Here is a 19,436-nt window from a genome sequence, read left to right on the forward strand (position 1 = left end):
AAACGACAGAAAGTAAAAATTTTCTAAAGTTCGAAATTAAGGTGCCGATACATGGGTTACGGTGAGAAACCGTGGGCAACAGCCCAATAACATCAAGTTGTAATTGATAAGGAAAAGATCATGGCACAAGTCATCAATACAAACAGCCTGTCGCTGTTGACCCAAAACAACCTGAACAAATCTCAGTCCGCTCTGGGCTCCGCTATCGAGCGTCTGTCCTCTGGTCTGCGTATCAACAGCGCGAAAGACGATGCTGCTGGTCAGGCGATTGCAAACCGTTTCACCGCTAACATCAAAGGTCTGACTCAGGCGTCCCGTAACGCCAACGACGGTATCTCCGTTGCACAGACCACTGAAGGCGCGCTGTCTGAAATCAACAACAACCTGCAGCGTGTTCGTGAACTGTCTGTACAGGCAGCGAACGGCTCCAACTCCGAGTCTGACCTGACTTCTATCCAGGACGAAATTAATCAGCGTCTGGCAGAAATCAACCGTGTTTCCGAGCAGACCGACTTCAACGGTAAAAAAGTTCTGAATCAGGACGGTCAGTTGACTATTCAGGTTGGTGCAAAAGACGGTGAAACCATCACTATTGACTTGAAAAAAATCAACAGTGAAACGTTGAAACTGAACGATCTGGATGTTACTAAGATCGCCACCACTGTTTCTAAAGGTACAACTGTCAGTGCTGCGATCACTGCAGATAAAAATGTCATGGAATCATCTGGTGCAGCTATTACTTTCGTTGCTGGCGCAGAACTGCAAAGCGATGGTGCAACCTTCAAAGTTAAAAATGGTACAGATTACTATGATGCTACTGTTGATAATAAAACTGGGAAAATCACGGTTGATCCAGCGAGCGTAACAACCACTGCACCTGGTGGTGGTTTCACCAAAGTTAACACTATTAACAAAGACGTTGCTTATAGTGGAACGGGCTTAGCTGCTGGTGAAAGCCTGATTTCTTATAAAGATACAACTACAAAAGAAACTAAATTTGCTGTTAAACAAGCTGATGGTGTCTTCAAAGATGTTACCTTTAACGGTACTACTGGTGCCGCGACCAAAGGTACTACAACTGTTACTCCTGATATCAGCCTTGACCCGCTGAAGAAAATCGATGATGCGCTGTCTGATGTTGATAAATTCCGTAGCTCCTTAGGTGCGGTACAGAACCGTTTTGAATCTGCAGTGACCAACTTGGGTAACACCGTTAACAACCTGTCTTCTGCCCGTAGCCGTATCGAAGACTCCGACTACGCGACCGAAGTGTCTAACATGTCTCGTGCGCAGATCCTGCAGCAGGCGGGTACTTCTGTCCTGGCGCAGGCTAACCAGACCACGCAAAACGTACTCTCTTTACTGCGTTAATCCACCGATTGGGTTACTCAGTCATTAGAGACAATAAAGGCAGCGATAGCTGCCTTTTTTCTATACTGGAGTCTGAATAATGCAAGAAATTACCGTTACCGAACCGACTTTTGTTACAACATTCCAGTGTATCGGTTCTGAGTGCCGCGATCATTGCTGCAAAAACTGGAATATCAATCTGGATAAGGCAACGGTTAAAAAATATCTTTCCAGTAAAGATTATGGAATAAGAAATATCGCAAGAGAAAAAATTATCGTACTCAAGAAAAGTATTGATAATTGGGGTGTAATAAAACTCAATGAAAATACTAAAAACTGCCCATACCTGACTGAGAATAGTTTATGCCAGGTGCAAAAAAAACTTGGTCACCAAGCATTAAGCGCCACGTGTAAGATTTTTCCGCGAGTGGAACAAGTTTTTAAGCATGATATTAGGAAAGCACTTAACCTGTCATGCCCCGAAGTTGCAAGGATCGTTTTGACGAATCCAGACGCAATGGTGTTGAATGAGTCCACAATGTTAAAGCCGACATCTAATACTGCTCCGTCGCTTTCTCAACGGTACAAACTTCTCAATCTTTATTGCTTGAGTCTTGTCGAGCAAGCGGGACATGGGGTTGATGTTGGGCTTTATGCCTTGATTAAATTGACTTTGTACATTCAAAAACACGATCAGGTTGATAATGTTGAATTAATCGAAATTGAGCGAATTTATCATGCGATAATGGCCCAACTACAGTCGGGTGAGTTAAGTAAAGAGTTATCAAGTTTTTCTTCTGATCTGACGATAAAACGTACGCTAATCCTATTACTTCAGGATTATTTTCGTAGTTTATCCTCTAGCCGCGCAAGCGGAGTATTGGGATATTATATTCAGTGTCTCTTGCAGACATTATCACTGGACGGAAAAGATTCCATTGATGAAGCTATTGCAAAACTAGAGGCAACCTGGCAACAAATGTACAAAGAAAAAACAAAAGTTACCTTTGATTTTAAAAATCTGATTTTGTACAAAATATGGAAAAGTAATTTCCCGAATCAAAAAAATGTAGATCCACTACGTTCCCTGTACATGATCAGTGTTGAGTATTATTTTATCAAAATATTGATCGCCGCGAGCGCTTACGAAAGAACGTACCTGGAGAAGGAAGATGCGATCAATATCGTCTATAGCTTCCATTCACTAAGTCAGCATAATCCTACCGTGCATGAAAACTTCCACAAGCACATCGAGACCGTCAGAACAGGTGATGACCTGTCGATGATTCATCTCTTGACATAATTTTAACGGGGATGCGTGAAAACGCATCCCTCGCAGACTAACTATTTGATTTATTATTGATTATTTCTTATTCGAAATAACGCCATCAGCTACATAAGTGAAATAACCCTTCTTTTATAGCCTTATTCCTCCGATAGAACCCCCTGCAGAAACGGATAATCATGCCGATAACTCATTTAACGCAGGGCTGTTTATCGTGAATTCACTGTATACCGCTGAAGGTGTAATGGATAAACACTCGCTGTGGCAGCGTTATGTACCGTTGGTGCGTCACGAAGCATTGCGCCTTCAGGTGCGTTTGCCGGCGAGCGTAGAACTGGATGACCTGCTACAAGCGGGCGGCATCGGGTTATTGAATGCAGTCGACCGATATGACGCTTTGCAAGGAACGGCATTTACCACTTACGCAGTGCAGCGTATTCGTGGAGCGATGCTGGACGAACTACGTAGCCGGGATTGGGTGCCGCGTAGCGTTCGGCGCAATGCTCGCGAAGTGGCACAGGCGATGGGGCAACTGGAGCAGGAATTAGGGCGTAACGCGACGGAAACCGAAGTGGCGGAGCGTCTGGCTATTCCTGTGCAAGAGTATCGTCAGATGTTGCTTGATACCAATAATAGCCAACTCTTCTCCTACGACGAGTGGCGGGAAGAGCATGGCGATAGTATTGAGCTGGTGACGGAAGAACATCAGCAGGAAAACCCGTTACAGCAGCTACTTGAGGGTAACCTCCGCCAGCGCGTGATGGACGCGATCGAAGCGTTGCCGGAACGCGAAAAGCTGGTGTTAACGCTGTACTACCAGGAAGAGCTGAATCTGAAAGAGATTGGCGCGGTACTGGAAGTGGGGGAGTCACGGGTTAGCCAGTTGCACAGTCAGGCCATCAAACGTCTACGCACCAAGCTGGGTAAGCTATAGGGGTACATTATTACCCCTGAACAATGCCGCATTACGAATTGACTACCAGGAGTTCTCATGACGGTGCAGCAATCAAAAAGACGGCCTCTAAGCCGCTACCTCAAAGATTTCAAACACAGCCAGACGCATTGCGCCCATTGCTTTAAGTTGCTCGACAGGATCACACTGGTTCGCCGCGGGCAAATTGTGAATAAAATCGCCATCGCCCGACTGGACACGTTGCTGAATGAAGCAGAGTGGGAACAGGAGAAAAAAGAGTGGGTGGCGCTGTGTCGCTTTTGTGGTGATTTGCACTGCAAAGAGCAGAGCGACTTTTTTGACATTATCGGCTTCAAGCAATTTTTATTCGAGCAGACCGAAATGAGTCACGGCACGGTACGCGAATACGTTGTGCGCCTGCGTCGCCTCGGGAATCATCTGACCGAACAAAATATCTCTCACGATCTGCTGCAGGAAGGGTTTCTCGACGAAAACCTTGCCCCGTGGCTACCGGAAACCAGCACCAACAATTACCGCATCGCCTTGCGTAAGTATGAGCAGTTTAAAGCCCATACGCATATGGGACATATGCAGAAATCCTCCTGGACAGCCAGTTCTGATATATATTAAAAACGAATAAGGTGTAACAGAGTCGTGTTTGTGGATCACGGCAAACGCTTTACACTGTAGTCATAAATGATAGTCACTAATGACAATATTCGGGGTAACTATGAAATTAGCACTTCTGGGACGTCAGGCTCTGATGGGTGTAATGGCTGTTGCACTTGTCGCCGGAATGAGCGTGAAGACTTATGCAGATGAAGGTCTGTTAAATAAAGTTAAAGAGCGCGGCACGCTGCTGGTGGGCCTGGAAGGGACCTATCCCCCGTTTAGTTTTCAGGGCGATGACGGCAAGCTGACCGGTTTCGAAGTGGAGTTTGCCGAGGAACTGGCCAAGCATCTTGGAGTGAAAGCCACGCTGAAGCCGACCAAATGGGACGGTATGCTGGCTTCTCTTGATTCCAAACGCATTGACGTGGTCATCAACCAGGTGACTATCTCTGATGAACGTAAGAAAAAATACGATTTCTCTACCCCGTATACGGTCTCTGGTATCCAGGCGCTGGTGAAGAAAGGCAATGAAGGCGTTATTAAGACTGCTGCCGATCTGAAAGGTAAAAAAGTCGGCGTGGGTCTGGGAACCAACTATGAAGAGTGGCTGCGCCAGAACGTGCAGGGCGTGGATATTCGTACCTATGATGATGACCCGACCAAATATCAGGATCTGCGCGTAGGTCGTATCGACGCCATCCTGGTTGACCGTCTGGCCGCGCTGGATCTGGTGAAAAAAACCAAGGATACGCTGGCCGTTACCGGTGAAGCATTCTCCCGCCAGGAGTCCGGCGTGGCGCTGCGTAAAGGCAATGAAGATCTGCTGAAAGCGGTGGATGCAGCTATTGCTGAAATGCAGAAAGACGGTTCGCTGAAAGCCCTGTCTGAAAAATGGTTTGGAGCAGATGTGACGAAATAATCGTCATCTGATGAAAAAAGGCGCCTTTAACAGCGCCTTTTTTTATTTCATTGCGCCTGAACGTGCATAATAAAAGAACATCACAACAACGAATACCGGAGGCTGTATGCCGCTGCATAATTTAACGCGCTTTCCACGTCTGGAATTTATTGGCGCGCCAACGCCACTCGAATATCTTCCGCGCCTCTCAGATTATCTCGGGCGCGATATTTTCATTAAACGCGATGACGTCACGCCGATGGCTATGGGCGGCAATAAGCTGCGTAAGCTGGAGTTTCTGGCCGCAGACGCGCTGCGAGAAGGCGCGGATACGCTGATAACCGCTGGTGCGATTCAGTCTAACCATGTTCGCCAGACGGCGGCGGTCGCCGCTAAGCTAGGCCTGCACTGCGTGGCGCTGTTGGAAAATCCGATAGGCACCACTGCCGAAAACTATCTCACCAATGGCAACCGTCTGCTGTTGGACCTGTTTAATACGCAAATTGAAATGTGCGATGCGCTGACCGATCCGAATGCACAGCTGCAGGATCTGGCGACGCGGATTGAAGCGCAAGGGTTCCGCCCGTATGTGATCCCGGTTGGGGGCTCCAATGCACTGGGTGCGCTGGGCTATGTGGAAAGCGCGCTGGAAATTGCCCAACAGTGTGAAGGGGCCGTTTCGCTCTCTTCCGTAGTGGTGGCCTCGGGCAGTGCGGGAACCCATGCCGGACTGGCCGTGGGCCTGGAGCAATTGATGCCTGACGTCGAACTTATCGGCGTGACCGTCTCACGCAGCGTGGCGGATCAAAAGCCCAAAGTTGTTGCACTGCAGCAGGATATTGCTCGGGAGCTGGAACTGACGGCCTCAGCGGAAATCCTGTTATGGGACGATTATTATGCGCCGGGCTACGGTACGCCAAACGAAGAGGGAATGGAGGCGGTAAAACTGCTGGCGCGTCTGGAAGGCATTTTGTTAGATCCGGTGTATACCGGCAAGGCGATGGCGGGTCTGATTGATGGCATTAGCCAGAAGCGCTTCAAAGATGAAGGGCCAATTCTCTTTATTCATACTGGTGGGGCGCCTGCGCTGTTTGCCTACCATCCTCACGTGTAACGACCAGGTAGAAAAACGCTAATGCATGAAAGTATCCAACTGGTGATTGATTCTCTGCCGTATCTGCTCAAGGGCGCAGTTTTTACGCTGCAACTGAGTATCGGTGGGATGTTCTTTGGTCTCGTGCTGGGTTTTATCCTGGCGCTGATGCGTCTGTCGCCGCTGCTGCCTGTGCGCTGGCTGGCGCGCTTTTATATCTCTATCTTTCGCGGAACGCCGTTGATTGCCCAGCTGTTCATGATCTATTACGGTCTGCCGCAGTTTGGTATTGAGCTTGATCCTATTCCGGCGGCGATGATTGGCTTATCGCTTAATACGGCGGCCTACGCTGCGGAAACGCTGCGTGCGGCAATCTCCTCCATCGACAAAGGGCAGTGGGAAGCGGGTGCCAGTATTGGTATGACGCGGTGGCAAACCATGCGCCGGGCAATCCTGCCGCAGGCTGCGCGGGTTGCGCTCCCGCCGCTGAGTAACAGCTTTATCAGCCTGGTGAAGGACACCTCTCTGGCCGCGACTATTCAGGTACCGGAACTGTTCCGTCAGGCGCAGTTGATTACCTCGCGTACGCTGGAGGTATTCACGATGTATCTGGCAGCCTCGTTGATTTATTGGGTGATGGCGACGGTGCTTTCTGCACTGCAAAACTATTTTGAAGAGCAACTGAATCGCCAGGAGAGAGAGCCGAAATGAGTGCTATCGAAGTCAGAAACCTGGTCAAAAAATTCCATGGGCAAACGGTGCTGCATGGGATCGATCTTGACGTCAAACCCGGTGAAGTTGTGGCGATTATCGGGCCGAGCGGTTCGGGCAAAACGACGCTGCTGCGCAGCATTAATTTGCTGGAGCAACCGGAGGCGGGCACCATTAAGGTGGGTGAGATAACCATTGATACCGCGCGTTCATTAACTCAGCAGAAAGGTCTGATTCGTCAGTTGCGCCAGCACGTGGGCTTTGTGTTCCAGAACTTTAATTTGTTCCCGCATCGCACGGTGCTGGAAAACATTATTGAAGGTCCGGTGATTGTTAAAGGCGAACCGAAAGCCGAAGCGACAGCCCGTGCGCGCGAACTGCTGGCGAAAGTTGGGTTAGCTGGTAAAGAAACCAGCTATCCGCGGCGTTTGTCCGGCGGGCAGCAGCAGCGCGTGGCTATTGCCCGGGCATTAGCGATGCGCCCCGAGGTGATTCTGTTTGATGAGCCTACCTCCGCGCTTGATCCTGAACTGGTTGGTGAGGTACTTAATACCATCCGCCAACTGGCGCAGGAAAAACGCACCATGGTGATTGTGACGCATGAAATGAGCTTTGCGCGCGACGTTGCCGATCGGGCGATATTTATGGATCAAGGACGGATAGTGGAGCAGGGGCCAGCTAAATCCTTATTCACGCATCCGCAGCAACCGCGAACCCGTCAGTTTCTTGAAAAGTTTCTGATGCAATAAATAGTGCATGCAGCACTCGTCGAAATTGTTTTTTGGCGAGTGCTGTTCGCATAACTATTTATAATTATTGCTTTATTATTAACTCCCAATACTGTTACTTCCTGCCGTCGTTGAGTAATGCTCAAGTAATTGTTCATTTGTCCGATAATTTGCATATATAAAATACATTTATGTGTTAGCTTGTTTCATATGTTTGGATGATTATCAATCTCAGGGGTATTACCACTTAGTATGCAGGGTCATGATTTCTTCACCTGGCGACGGAGTATGCTGTTACGCTTTCAGGAAATGGCGACGGCAGAGGATGTCTATAATGAATTACAACAACAGACGCAGCATTTAGAGTTCGATTTTTACGCGCTCTGTGTTCGTCATCCCGTACCTTTTACCCGACCTAAAACGTCGCTTCACACGACCTATCCCAAAGCATGGGTGGCGCATTATCAGTCCGAGAATTATTTCGCTATTGATCCGGTGCTGAAGCCTGAAAACTTCAGTCAGGGGCATTTACCCTGGAACGATACCTTATTTCGCGATGCACAGCCCCTGTGGGATGCCGCGCGCAATCACGGTTTACGTAAAGGGATGACGCAATGCTTAATGTTGCCTAATCGGGCGTTGGGTTTTTTATCGGTATCGCGTGCGAGTGTCCGTAATAGTCGCTTTGCAAACGATGAGGTAGAGCTCAGGATGCAACTGCTGGTGCGGGAAAGCTTGTCGGTACTGACGCGGCTGCAAGATGACATGGTCATGGCGCCAGAGATGCGCTTTAGCAAGCGGGAAAAAGAGATATTGAAATGGACGGCAGAGGGGAAAACCTCTTCAGAGATAGCGATAATTCTGTCGATTTCTGAAAATACCGTTAACTTTCACCAGAAAAATATGCAAAAGAAATTTAATGCACCAAACAAAACGCAGATCGCCTGTTATGCCGCGGCAACCGGGCTGATCTGAGTAAATCACCGTTCTGAGTGTCAGACGCAAACCCGGCTGAGAGCATCGCTGTCAGCCGGGTTCTTATTACTGGCGGTAGGCCTGTTTAATTTGCTTAACAGTGCTGGAAAATACCGCAGCCTGTGATTGATCTTCAATCAGCGCGATCTGTTTTTCCATTTTAAGAATCACGCGCCCTGCATCGGCTTGGCCCATTGCCTGCAGCATCAGCGTTAACATGGCTTTCAGGCAGGTGACTTCGTTGGCCAGTTCCTGGTTATTCTCAGCAGTGGAAAAGTCAGGCGTACTCATTTATTTTCCTCGTTATGTTTCAATGAAAAAGTGCGATGTCAAATCTTAAGGCGCCGGAGTATACCATAAGCGAGGCTAAAAATATCAGCGGTTGTTTTCTGCGCAAACATAAGCCGCGGACATTAAAATAAACAACATGTTGCACTGCATATATTTTCTCCATCTGTTGTTTATTTCGAGTATTTTACTCGTTAATTATTGTTACAACTTTAGCTGCCTATTTTGCATTCAACGGACGAATATGAATTTTTTGTCACTATTCTGAAACAGCTATGCAGATATAACCGTGGTAAAAGGTTGCCATAACAGAAAGTTTCCACTCGTCGTACCTTCTAATTTCCAAAAACGAGAGCAAAATCGAAAGACGGCGATTTTTACATTTCAAAGTTGAGATAAAACCCGTTAACATAGGACCGATTAACTATCGGTAGCGTTATCCCTATTCTGGAGATATTCCTTTGATCAACGTTTTTCTTGTTGATGACCACGAACTGGTGCGCGCAGGGATACGACGCATTCTTGAAGATATAAAAGGCATTAAAGTTGTCGGTGAGGCGTGCTGCGGTGAAGATGCGGTAAAATGGTGCCGCTCAAATTCCGTAGACGTTGTGCTGATGGACATGAATATGCCCGGTATTGGTGGCCTTGAGGCAACGCGTAAAATTGCGCGTTCAACGGCTGACATTAAAGTGATCATGCTGACTGTCCATACCGAAAACCCGTTACCTGCAAAAGTCATGCAGGCGGGAGCCGCGGGCTATCTCAGTAAGGGGGCTGCGCCCCAGGAGGTCGTGAGTGCGATTCGTTCGGTTTATTCTGGCCAACGTTATATTGCCTCCGATATCGCTCAGCAGATGGCGCTTAGCCAGATTGAGCCTGAGAAAATGGAAACCCCATTTGCCAGTTTGTCTGAACGTGAGTTGCAGATTATGCTGATGATCACCAAAGGTCAGAAGGTCAATGAGATCTCAGAGCAACTGAATCTTAGTCCTAAAACGGTGAACAGCTATCGCTATCGAATGTTCAGTAAATTAAACATTCACGGCGATGTTGAGCTGACTCACCTGGCAATTCGCCATGGCCTGTGTAATGCGGAGACATTAACAAGCCAGTGACCGATCAGTTTGATGCCAAAGCGTTCCTGAAAACCGTGACCAGTCAGCCCGGCGTTTATCGTATGTATGATGACGCCGGGACGGTCATCTACGTCGGGAAAGCGAAAGACCTGAAAAAAAGGCTTTCCAGTTACTTCCGTAGCAACCTCGCATCGCGTAAGACCGAAGCACTGGTCGCGCAAATACAGCAGATTGATGTCACGGTTACGCACACCGAAACCGAGGCGTTATTGCTTGAGCACAATTACATCAAGCTGTATCAGCCGCGTTATAACGTTTTGCTGCGCGACGATAAATCCTATCCTTTTATTTTCCTCAGCGGCGATACCCATCCTCGCCTGGCAATGCATCGCGGGGCCAAGCATGCCAAAGGCGAGTACTTTGGACCGTTTCCTAACGGCTACGCCGTACGCGAAACGCTGGCGTTGCTGCAGAAAATCTTCCCTATTCGTCAGTGCGAAAATAGTGTTTATCGCAATCGCTCGCGGCCCTGTCTGCAATATCAGATTGGCCGCTGCCTCGGTCCGTGTGTGGCGGGCCTGGTGAGTGAGGAAGAGTATGCGCAGCAGGTTGATTACGTTCGTCTGTTCCTGTCCGGGAAAGACGATCAGGTATTAACGCAGCTGATCGCCCGGATGGAAAAGGCCAGCCAAAATCTCGAGTTTGAAGAGGCTGCCCGCATTCGTGACCAAATTCAGGCCGTACGCCGCGTGACCGAAAAACAGTTTGTCTCTAATACCGGAGACGATCTGGACGTCATCGGCGTGGCGTTTGACGCCGGCATGGCCTGTGTGCACGTGCTGTTTATTCGCCAGGGTAAAGTGTTAGGCAGTCGTAGCTATTTCCCGAAAGTCCCAGGTGGAACAGAACTCGGCGAGGTCGTTGAAACCTTTGTCGGACAGTTTTATCTGCAGGGAAGTCAGATGCGCACCTTACCCGGTGAGATCCTGCTCGATTTTAATCTTAGCGATAAAACCCTGCTGGCAGACTCTTTGTCTGAGCTGGCCGGGCGGAAGATCAATGTTCAGACGAAACCGCGAGGCGATCGCGCGCGGTATCTGAAGTTGGCGCGTACCAACGCGGCGGTGGCGTTAACCACAAAACTTTCCCAGCAGTCGACCATTACCCAACGCCTGACGGCGCTGGCATCAGTACTCAAGTTACCCGCAGTGAAACGCATGGAGTGCTTTGATATCAGCCACACGATGGGCGAGCAGACGGTAGCCTCCTGCGTGGTATTCGATGCCAATGGACCACTGCGCGCCGAGTATCGCCGCTATAACATCACGGGTATTACGCCGGGTGATGATTATGCGGCAATGAATCAGGTTCTCCGCCGGCGCTACGGTAAGGCAATTGAAGAAAGTAAGATTCCGGACGTCATATTGATCGATGGCGGGAAAGGTCAACTGGGGCAGGCGAAAGCCGTGTTTGCTGAGCTGGACGTTCCCTGGGACAAACAGCACCCGCTGTTGTTGGGCGTGGCAAAAGGGGCCGATCGTAAAGCTGGTCTGGAAACGCTGTTCTTTGAGCCGGAAGGTGAGGGCTTTAGCCTACCGCCGGATTCGCCTGCATTGCACGTTATCCAGCATATCCGCGATGAATCTCACGATCATGCGATTAGCGGGCACCGTAAAAAACGGGCGAAGGTGAAAAGTACCAGCACGCTGGAGACTATTGAAGGTGTCGGGCCGAAGCGTCGGCAGATGTTGTTGAAATATATGGGCGGTTTGCAAGGTCTTCGTAACGCGAGTATTGAAGAAATTGCAAAAGTGCCGGGTATTTCGCAAGCTCTGGCAGAAAAGATCTTCTACTCGTTGAAACATTAGGCCCTCTGTAGCAACATAGGGGTAATTTTACTGACAACAGATAGTTATCCGTCATATGCAATTTAATATCCCTACGTTGCTCACGCTGTTTCGCGTCATCCTGATCCCATTCTTTGTATTGGCTTTTTATCTGCCATTCACCTGGGCTCCCTTCGTTTGTGCGCTGATCTTCTGTATTGCGGCGGTCACCGACTGGTTTGACGGCTATCTGGCGCGTCGCTGGAACCAAAGCACGCGTTTTGGCGCCTTCCTCGATCCGGTCGCTGATAAGGTACTGGTGGCTATCGCGATGGTGCTGGTGACCGAGCACTATCACAGCTGGTGGGTAACGCTTCCTGCCGCCACGATGATTGCGCGTGAAATTATTATCTCTGCGCTGCGTGAGTGGATGGCTGAACTGGGTAAACGTAGCAGTGTGGCGGTGTCCTGGATCGGCAAAGTGAAAACCACTTCGCAAATGGCCGCGCTCGCATGGCTGCTGTGGCGTCCAAATATTTGGGTAGAGTACGCCGGGATCGCACTTTTCTTCGTCGCCGCGATACTGACGTTGTGGTCAATGTTCCAGTATTTGAGCGCTGCGTGGGGAGATTTGCTTGAACAGTGATCGTTTCGGCGCAAATTTCAGCAAACGATCGTCAGTGGTGAAAAATATCGTTGACTCATTGCGTCAGGTAAGTAGAATGCAACGCATCGAACGGCAGCACTGATTGCCAGACGATAACAAAATCAAGTGATTAACAAAGTTACTTGGTGATGCGGGAATAGCTCAGTTGGTAGAGCACGACCTTGCCAAGGTCGGGGTCGCGAGTTCGAGTCTCGTTTCCCGCTCCAAATTAAAGACATCGGCAATAGCGGATGTCGGCTGAAAAGCCAGAAGATTTCGGCGCGTTAGCAAAGCGGTTATGTAGCGGATTGCAAATCCGTCTAGTCCGGTTCGACTCCGGAACGCGCCTCCAATTTCTTCCCGAGCCCGGATGGTGGAATCGGTAGACACAAGGGATTTAAAATCCCTCGGCGTTCGCGCTGTGTGGGTTCAAGTCCCACTCCGGGTACCATGGGAAAGAAAAGAATAATCAAAGCAATAAGCAGTGTCGTGAAACCACCTACGGGTGGTTTTTTTGTGCCTGAAATTTCCCGCTTCTCGCTCAGCGAACCTTCAAGATCGGAAATCCCCTGGCTTTCATCCTTTGTGCATCACAGGCATTTGGGGTGTGACGCAAGCATATCACCTTGACGGGCGCAACACAGATACGCCAACGCTATTGCAACTCTTACCGGTCTTGAACTAACAGGTTAGATGAAAACAAGCAGAGTCACTATCAGCGTGCAGCATGAGCTCTTAAGGCCTGTCAGCCAGTCGTTGAGATAGATTTTCTGATACATATGAAACTCTCCCTGTTTTGAAATTCTCTTTTATGATTCCAAGTCAGGAGGGGCGGCTACAGGTCATGAGAGATAAACGTTCGCAGCCGAGGGGCCTCGAAGACCATTTATTCGACAAAACTCAACGCGTAATCCGGGGATGAGTACTTCTGAGTCACGGAGACTTAGGGCTGAAATGTGAAGCTGTACATCTTTGCGACCATCGGAGGGGGAGATAAGGCCTTTACCGCTCTTGCAGTCAAAGGCTTTGACAATTCCTGTCATTTTACGAGACAAAAAAATTCCTTAAAGCTAATAACGTGTTGCACTATACACATACCCATGGATAATGCCAGAAATATTTTTCAGCAATCGTGAGATCTGGATAGCTAAAATAAACATTGATTATTATATACGCCCGTGCGTTAATGGTCGCGTCGGTTTGAAGAACAGACAAAATACAAAGTAGTTTACTAAAGCAGTTCTCATTTCAGGTGTTTTATATTTATCCCTTCTTTGAGTCTCCCCACTAAGCACTAAGTAGTTTCTGTAATAAAACCATGTTCGCCGGAAGGCCAAATTAAGGAATACAAAATGTCAAAAAAGATGAATGGTTTAGTAAAATGGTTTAATGCCGATAAGGGATTCGGTTTTATTTCTCCTGTTGACGGTAGTAAAGATTTATTTGTACATTTTTCTGCTATCCAGAGCGATAATTTCCGCACCTTGTTTGAAGGGCAAAAAGTCTCTTACTCCATTGAGAATGGTACTAAAGGTCCGGTTGCTGGCAATGTAGTTATTACAGAGTAAATCCTTTTTTTGTCTGTATGCGATAACGAAGAAGGCTAAAGCCTGAGTAGACATACTGACAGAAGCAATGGATGTATTGTTGGGTCAGTAGAGATGAAATGTTACTGATCCGGCATTCAGGGCAACGGTCAGCATATTTCATCTCTCTTTTGCATGAGAAAGTATGCTGACCATTGTGAGTACGTGTAGGTTCGCTGCACGAAAAGTCTAACCACTTGCTTTGCACGACAACATACGCAAGAAGATAGCTTTTCCCAGATATCACCATATTTTTTATTTTTAAATATGAAAATACTAAACCCGCAGCCAGCGGGTTTTCTATTATCTGTAGCTTGATAAATCTTAAAATACAGATGTGGTGATTCTGTTCCAGAAATAGGGTCTAAAACGGATTCAGGCTGCTTCTTTTTGGTTTGTCTGGAATACTTTATTGCAATGAGGACAGATTAAAAGAGAACCTTTTTGAACTCTTGAAAAACTGTGTTCAGATTGTTGGGTACAGTTTGGGCAGGTGCATTTGACAAGATAGTTGCGGCGTGATTTAGAGTCTTTACGTTCTGACATAGGCTTTTCCTTGAGTGGATGAACTTCAACCATACCCTAATTTGTCCAAAAAATCTTAACTTTATGATGTTTTGGATATGTAAATATAAAGAAAAGGTATCGCAAAGAGCTTGATGATAAGGGCGGCTTCCCAAATTTATTTCTGTAATCCTCAATCTCCCTGGCTGCGTGGTTCATATGAAAATATGAACAGATTGCTCAGACAGTATTTTCCAAAAGGAGCTGGCTTATCGGTTCGCAGCCAGCAAAGAATTAACATTGTTGCATCCAGCGTTGAACGCACAGCAAAAAGCGGACGTTTTTGAGCTCAGTAAAAAAGGACGCTATATTTTTGCCTGATTGACGCGGGATGAAAGCTCCTGATGGCTCTCTTTTCGTTCGCTGTAGCGATCGGCAAGGTAATCGGTTTGCCCCTTGAGCAGCAGCGTGATTTTAAACAACTCCTCGGCGACATCGACGATACGATCATACCAGGACGAAGGTTTCATTCGCCCGTTCTCATCGAATTCTTGCCAGGCTTTGGCTACTGAGGACTGGTTAGGGATCGTGAACATCCTCATCCAGCGCCCAAGGATACGCATCTGGTTCACGGCGTTAAAAGACTGCGACCCGCCGCAGACCTGCATCACCGCCAGTGTTTTTCCCTGTGAAGGGCGAACGGCCCCTTCGCTTAAGGGGATCCAGTCGATCTGTGCCTTCATCACCGCACTCATTGCCCCATGCCGCTCTGGGGAACTCCACACCATCCCATCACACCATCTGACCAGCTCGCGCAGCTCGGTGACTTTTGGGTGCGTATCTGGGGCATCATCCGGCAGGGGTAAACCTGAGGGATTAAACAGTCTTACTTCCGCCCCCATCGCCGTCAGCAGGCGTCCCGCTTCTTCTGCGGCAAAGCGACTGTAAGAACGCTCTCTTACCGAGCCATACAGGATCAGTATGCGTGGCGGCTCCTGGAGCTGCAGGCGTTCAGCAATCTGCTGATCGAAGCAATCAGCATTCAGTGCAGGAAAGTGTTCCATTTTTTACTCCTCCAGGAGGTTCTGTGATTTCAAATTCAACACATATGATTTATCATATGTGTATTCTAAAGGGAACGGAGTAAAAAATGCTACAGCCTGTTCAGCTTTTTAAAATCCTGTCGGATGAAACCCGTCTCGCCATTGTTATGCTTCTCCGGGAATCCGGCGAACTGTGCGTGTGCGATATATGCGCGGCGACCTCTGAATCACAGCCTAAAATTTCTCGCCACATGGCTATTCTGCGAGAAGCGGAACTGGTGCTTGACCGTCGGGAAGGCAAATGGATTCACTATCGTCTGTCTCCCCACATGCCTGCGTGGGCCGCTGAGACGATCACGACGTCCTGGCAGTGTCTGAGGAAAGATGTGGGTGAATGGCTGAAAAAATCAGCCTGCACATCCTGTTGAGAGAATTTTTCACATACACATAATCATATATAAAGGAATCTAAAATGCTTTTGGCAGGGAGTATTTTTATACTGACGCTGGTCCTGGTCATCTGGCAGCCCAGAGGTCTCAGCATTGGCTGGAGCGCAAGTATCGGAGCCTTACTGGCACTGGGGACGGGGGTCATCCACATTGATGATATTCCCGTAGTCTGGAATATCGTCTGGAACGCAACAGCGGCATTCATCGCGGTGATTATCATCAGCCTGCTGCTCGATGAGTCCGGTTTCTTTGAATGGGCCGCGCTGCATGTCTCCCGCTGGGGTAACGGGCGTGGTCGCCTGCTGTTTACCTGGATAATACTGCTTGGCGCTGCTGTCGCTGCGCTGTTTGCTAACGACGGTGCAGCACTGATACTGACGCCGATTGTGATTGCGATGTTGCTCGCCCTGGGGTTCAGCCAGGCGACGACGCTGGCCTTTGTCATGGCTGCAGGATTTATCGCAGATACTGCCAGCCTGCCGCTGATTGTCTCTAACCTGGTCAATATTGTCTCGGCGGATTTCTTCGGCCTGGGCTTTACACAGTATGCCTCCGTAATGGTCCCTGTGAACCTGGCGGCCATTGCTGCCACGCTGGTCATGCTCCATCTCTTCTTCCGCCGCGACATCCCGGCCAGATATGACGTTTCACTGCTCAAGATGCCCGCCAGTGCGATTAAAGATCCGGCGACGTTCAGTGCGGGCTGGATTGTTCTGCTGTTCCTGCTGGTCGGTTTCTTTGTTCTGGAGCCGCTGGGGATCCCTGTAAGCGCGATAGCAGCAGTTGGGGCTGCGGTGCTGTTCGTGGTAGCCAAGCGTGGCCACGCCATTAATACCGGGAAAGTGCTGCGCGGGGCGCCCTGGCAGATCGTGATATTCTCGCTGGGTATGTATATGGTCGTCTACGGCCTGCGTAATGCAGGACTCACCGAGTATCTTTCTGCTGTACTCAATATGCTGGCAGACAAAGGTTTATGGGCTGCCACGTTCGGTACCGGCTTCCTGACTGCCTTCCTGTCGTCTGTGATGAACAATATGCCGACGGTGCTGATTGGTGCATTGTCCATTGACGGGAGTGCTGCGACCGGCGTCGTCAAAGAGGCGATGATTTATGCCAATGTGATTGGCTGCGATTTAGGGCCTAAAATCACCCCGATAGGCAGTCTGGCAACTCTGCTGTGGCTTCATGTGTTGGCACAGAAAAATATGACCATCACCTGGGGATATTACTTCCGCACCGGCATTATCATGACTCTGCCCGTGCTATTCGTCACTCTGGCCGCGCTGGCGTGGCGGCTCTCTGTCACTTTGTAATGAGATATTGATATGAGCAACATTACCATCTATCACAACCCGGCCTGTGGCACCTCACGTAACACGCTGGAGATGATCCGTAACAGCGGTAACGAACCAACTATTATTTATTATCTCGATACGCCCCCGACTCGTGATGAACTGACCAAACTGATTTCAGATATGGGCATTTCAGTACGCGCATTGCTGCGGAAGAACGTTGAACCTTATGAGCAGCTTGGTCTTGATGAAGATAAGTTTTCTGATGAGCAGTTGATCGATTTTATGATTCAGCATCCGATCCTGATTAATCGGCCGATTGTAGTGACGCCGCTTGGCACGCGTCTTTGTCGTCCCTCAGAAATTGTGCTGGATATTTTACCTGAAGCTCAGAAAGGCTCTTTTACCAAAGAGGATGGCGAAAAGGTCATTGACGAAACGGGGAAACGGGTTAAGTAATCTTTCCGCTTAATATTATCGGGTGCCTGTTGACTTCATACCGGTGCCTGCTCTTTGCTGATAACCCTCGTTCACGACTGGAGAAGCGTATTTGCGGGGGATCAAAACAGGTTCATTAGCCTGCCCACTTGCCTGAAGAGACATTTGTCTCACTCCGAATGCATTTCGTTTATCAATTATTGAAATAAATATATACATAATAGTTTTTGATTAGCAGAACTTACCGATGCAGGTCAGTTGAGGCAATTTCATTTCCCTTAGGGTAAGAGTCAAAAACTATCATGAAACAAGAGCTTGTATTGACAGATGAAGACTTACTTGCACGAGGTAACGATCGTTACGTCTTTCAGCATCCACAGGATAGTAACCTGCTGATCAAAATCGTTATTTCAGATATTGCGAACTATAAAAGCAAGTTACGGGAAGTCTTCCGGGACCTCAAAGAATGCAAGCCTGGTCATCAAACAGACTCTCTTTATATGCAAAAGATCGAAGGCCTTGTTGAAACAAATAAAGGTCTAGGGCAGATCACTGTGAAGGAGTGCGATGAGCATGGCAACCTTGCTCAAACTCTTTATCAGCTTGCTCTCAAAAAAGAACTCGATGACAGCAAATTGCAGAAGCTGAATGCTTTTTTAGCATGGTTTGTCAGCACCAAAGTCATTATTAACTCCTTGCATTGTAAAAACATTGTTTATGCCTGGGATAGCGAGCGTCAGGATTATCGCTTCAAAGTCATTGACGGGTTTGGTGACAAAACGTTTTTTCAACTCAGTAAGCTTTCGCAATCAGTTCGCGATAAGAATAAAATCAAATGTCTCAAGCGGATGCTTAACGATTTGAACGGTCTGCAACAAGCTTAACCACGCAGGTTAAAAATAATCGAATCACCAGTTTTCTGTTGCCGGACTTCCGATCCCGCATACCTGATTAACAAAGGTGTTTACGCAGAAGTAAGTTACATATTAACTTCTTGAAAAATATCCTGAACTGCTCGGCGTTCGTGCTGTGTGGGGGCAAATCCCACACCGGTACCATGGGAAAGAATAGAACAATCAAAGCAATAAGCAGTGTCGCGAAACCACCTACGGGTGGTTTTTTTGTGCCGGCTTTTGACGAACCATAGGTATTTTGCGTCAAGTAAGCCTGCCAGATACGTTAAGCCGCCCGCTACACACTCCCCATTGCCAATCAATCTATCGACGAATCGGTGCATTAAACATAAACCTTCCCCGGGCTGGGTTGTTGATAAAGCCATCCCGGGCGGGGTTATAGTTGTGGTCCTGAAAACCATTCATCATGATGGGATCGCCTATGCCATCCTGAATCGCCAAATGTCTGTGGATTCGGTTACGTGTCCTGAATGTGAAAGCGAAATCATCCGTCCCGCCAATGATGATGACGCCATTTCCTGCAAGAAGTGCCGCGCTTAACTCTTGCTCTCTTGCGGCCTGGTTTTGTAACGCGCTGGCTGCGGCAGACGATGACGCCAGCAGCAATACGAGGACGGCGCATGAAAATACCGGTGGCAGTTTCATGATTAATACCCATTAAAAGTATGGCTATTAAAGTATAGTCTTATGTCGTCATCTCATCTGAATAGAAAATGAACAGTTTAAGCCTGTTGCCTGTACGGAGTCTGAGGGGGGGGAGAGGAGTGCCGCGCAATTAAGAACTATAATAAAAACAGTCGACAGAT

At 48.3% G+C, this 19,436-nt stretch carries 22 protein-coding genes, 3 tRNA genes and 1 pseudogene; 21 read left to right on the forward strand and 5 right to left on the reverse strand.

What is annotated here, in order from left to right; translation table 11 throughout:
• Positions 1-120 precede the first annotated feature (120 nt).
• From HV352_RS09335 to sdiA, 9 genes are all read left to right on the forward strand, one after another.
• Complete coding sequence (locus HV352_RS09335; RefSeq protein WP_181635374.1) at positions 121-1,371, forward strand: FliC/FljB family flagellin; 1,251 nt, start codon at positions 121-123, stop codon at positions 1,369-1,371.
• Between the two features lie 79 nt (positions 1,372-1,450).
• On the forward strand, positions 1,451-2,653 hold the full coding sequence (fliB, locus tag HV352_RS09340; protein WP_181635375.1) for a flagellin lysine-N-methylase: 1,203 nt from the start codon (positions 1,451-1,453) through the stop codon (positions 2,651-2,653).
• Between the two features lie 196 nt (positions 2,654-2,849).
• Complete coding sequence (gene fliA / locus HV352_RS09345) at positions 2,850-3,569, forward strand: RNA polymerase sigma factor FliA (protein ID WP_016153479.1); 720 nt, start codon at positions 2,850-2,852, stop codon at positions 3,567-3,569.
• Positions 3,570-3,626: 57 nt separating this feature from the next.
• Positions 3,627-4,178 carry a flagella biosynthesis regulatory protein FliZ gene (gene fliZ, locus HV352_RS09350; RefSeq protein ID WP_016153478.1) on the forward strand — a complete coding sequence of 184 codons (552 nt, stop codon included), beginning with the start codon at positions 3,627-3,629 and terminating at the stop codon, positions 4,176-4,178.
• A 100-nt stretch (positions 4,179-4,278) separates the two neighbouring features.
• The gene (gene tcyJ, locus HV352_RS09355) at positions 4,279-5,079 is read left to right on the forward strand and encodes a cystine ABC transporter substrate-binding protein (protein WP_109018200.1); all 801 of its coding nucleotides are present in this window, start codon (positions 4,279-4,281) and stop codon (positions 5,077-5,079) included.
• 106 nt (positions 5,080-5,185) lie between these two features.
• A complete protein-coding gene (dcyD, locus tag HV352_RS09360; protein ID WP_047358000.1) occupies positions 5,186-6,172 on the forward strand; it encodes a D-cysteine desulfhydrase in 987 nt (328 codons plus the stop codon).
• 21 nt (positions 6,173-6,193) lie between these two features.
• On the forward strand, positions 6,194-6,862 hold the full coding sequence (tcyL, locus tag HV352_RS09365; RefSeq protein ID WP_003030474.1) for a cystine ABC transporter permease: 669 nt from the start codon (positions 6,194-6,196) through the stop codon (positions 6,860-6,862).
• Positions 6,859-7,611 (forward strand): L-cystine ABC transporter ATP-binding protein TcyN, encoded by a 753-nt coding sequence (gene tcyN / locus HV352_RS09370; RefSeq protein WP_003030477.1) that lies wholly within the window; start codon positions 6,859-6,861, stop codon positions 7,609-7,611. Before tcyL ends, tcyN begins: the two co-directional genes overlap by 4 nt.
• A 231-nt stretch (positions 7,612-7,842) precedes the next feature.
• On the forward strand, positions 7,843-8,565 hold the full coding sequence (gene sdiA / locus HV352_RS09375; RefSeq protein ID WP_016156833.1) for a transcriptional regulator SdiA: 723 nt from the start codon (positions 7,843-7,845) through the stop codon (positions 8,563-8,565).
• 66 nt (positions 8,566-8,631) lie between these two features.
• On the opposite strand, the gene HV352_RS09380 is transcribed toward sdiA, so the two are convergent.
• Positions 8,632-8,856 (reverse strand): DUF2594 family protein, encoded by a 225-nt coding sequence (locus HV352_RS09380; protein ID WP_016153474.1) that lies wholly within the window; start codon positions 8,854-8,856, stop codon positions 8,632-8,634.
• A gap of 458 nt (positions 8,857-9,314) precedes the next feature.
• On the opposite strand from HV352_RS09380, the gene uvrY reads away from it, so the two are divergent.
• The 6 genes from uvrY to HV352_RS09410 all read left to right on the forward strand — a co-directional run bounded on the left by uvrY (position 9,315) and on the right by HV352_RS09410 (position 12,855).
• The gene (gene uvrY / locus HV352_RS09385; protein ID WP_049043095.1) at positions 9,315-9,971 is read left to right on the forward strand and encodes a UvrY/SirA/GacA family response regulator transcription factor; all 657 of its coding nucleotides are present in this window, start codon (positions 9,315-9,317) and stop codon (positions 9,969-9,971) included.
• Positions 9,968-11,800: an excinuclease ABC subunit UvrC gene (gene uvrC, locus HV352_RS09390; protein WP_016153473.1), complete on the forward strand. Its 1,833-nt coding sequence runs from the start codon at positions 9,968-9,970 to the stop codon at positions 11,798-11,800. The genes uvrY and uvrC overlap by 4 nt, the downstream gene beginning before the upstream one ends.
• A 55-nt stretch (positions 11,801-11,855) precedes the next feature.
• Complete coding sequence (gene pgsA, locus HV352_RS09395) at positions 11,856-12,404, forward strand: CDP-diacylglycerol--glycerol-3-phosphate 3-phosphatidyltransferase (protein ID WP_016153472.1); 549 nt, start codon at positions 11,856-11,858, stop codon at positions 12,402-12,404.
• A gap of 151 nt (positions 12,405-12,555) precedes the next feature.
• Positions 12,556-12,631: transfer RNA gene (locus HV352_RS09400), tRNA-Gly, on the forward strand.
• A gap of 51 nt (positions 12,632-12,682) precedes the next feature.
• Positions 12,683-12,756 (forward strand) — tRNA-Cys (locus tag HV352_RS09405).
• 12 nt (positions 12,757-12,768) lie between these two features.
• Positions 12,769-12,855: transfer RNA gene (locus HV352_RS09410), tRNA-Leu, on the forward strand.
• Between the two features lie 391 nt (positions 12,856-13,246).
• Here the strand turns inward: HV352_RS09410 and cspH are convergent.
• The gene (cspH, locus tag HV352_RS09415; RefSeq protein ID WP_049040548.1) at positions 13,247-13,459 is read right to left on the reverse strand and encodes a cold shock-like protein CspH; all 213 of its coding nucleotides are present in this window, start codon (positions 13,457-13,459) and stop codon (positions 13,247-13,249) included.
• Positions 13,460-13,756: 297 nt separating this feature from the next.
• Between cspH and cspA the strand changes: the two genes are divergently transcribed.
• A complete protein-coding gene (cspA, locus tag HV352_RS09420; RefSeq protein WP_016153470.1) occupies positions 13,757-13,972 on the forward strand; it encodes an RNA chaperone/antiterminator CspA in 216 nt (71 codons plus the stop codon).
• Positions 13,973-14,365: 393 nt separating this feature from the next.
• On the opposite strand, the gene HV352_RS09425 is transcribed toward cspA, so the two are convergent.
• Positions 14,366-14,536, reverse strand: a complete 171-nt coding sequence (locus tag HV352_RS09425) for a YnfU family zinc-binding protein (protein ID WP_162835200.1) — start codon at positions 14,534-14,536, stop codon at positions 14,366-14,368.
• 134 nt (positions 14,537-14,670) lie between these two features.
• On the opposite strand from HV352_RS09425, the pseudogene HV352_RS23670 reads away from it, so the two are divergent.
• Positions 14,671-14,841: pseudogene (locus tag HV352_RS23670) on the forward strand (IS30 family transposase); the annotation flags it as partial.
• An 18-nt stretch (positions 14,842-14,859) separates the two neighbouring features.
• Here HV352_RS23670 and arsH read toward each other — a convergent pair.
• Positions 14,860-15,558, reverse strand: coding sequence for an arsenical resistance protein ArsH (arsH, locus tag HV352_RS09430; protein ID WP_016153469.1), 699 nt, complete (start codon positions 15,556-15,558; stop codon positions 14,860-14,862).
• Between the two features lie 86 nt (positions 15,559-15,644).
• Here arsH and HV352_RS09435 point away from each other — a divergent pair, with 86 nt between their 5' ends.
• The 4 genes from HV352_RS09435 to HV352_RS09450 all read left to right on the forward strand — a co-directional run bounded on the left by HV352_RS09435 (position 15,645) and on the right by HV352_RS09450 (position 18,600).
• Positions 15,645-15,965, forward strand: a complete 321-nt coding sequence (locus tag HV352_RS09435) for a transcriptional regulator (protein ID WP_016153468.1) — start codon at positions 15,645-15,647, stop codon at positions 15,963-15,965.
• 44 nt (positions 15,966-16,009) lie between these two features.
• Positions 16,010-17,299, forward strand: coding sequence for an arsenic transporter (locus HV352_RS09440; protein WP_049269066.1), 1,290 nt, complete (start codon positions 16,010-16,012; stop codon positions 17,297-17,299).
• 12 nt (positions 17,300-17,311) lie between these two features.
• Positions 17,312-17,737: a glutaredoxin-dependent arsenate reductase gene (gene arsC / locus HV352_RS09445; protein ID WP_016153466.1), complete on the forward strand. Its 426-nt coding sequence runs from the start codon at positions 17,312-17,314 to the stop codon at positions 17,735-17,737.
• A 281-nt stretch (positions 17,738-18,018) separates the two neighbouring features.
• Positions 18,019-18,600, forward strand: coding sequence for a YrbL family protein (locus tag HV352_RS09450; protein ID WP_016156828.1), 582 nt, complete (start codon positions 18,019-18,021; stop codon positions 18,598-18,600).
• A gap of 333 nt (positions 18,601-18,933) precedes the next feature.
• Here HV352_RS09450 and HV352_RS09455 read toward each other — a convergent pair whose 3' ends face one another.
• Complete coding sequence (locus tag HV352_RS09455; RefSeq protein ID WP_016156827.1) at positions 18,934-19,275, reverse strand: hypothetical protein; 342 nt, start codon at positions 19,273-19,275, stop codon at positions 18,934-18,936.
• Positions 19,276-19,436: the final 161 nt, after the last annotated feature.

Source organism: Citrobacter sp. RHBSTW-01044 (assembly GCF_013781945.1).
In the GTDB taxonomy this organism is placed as follows: Bacteria; Pseudomonadota; Gammaproteobacteria; order Enterobacterales; family Enterobacteriaceae; genus Citrobacter; species Citrobacter braakii.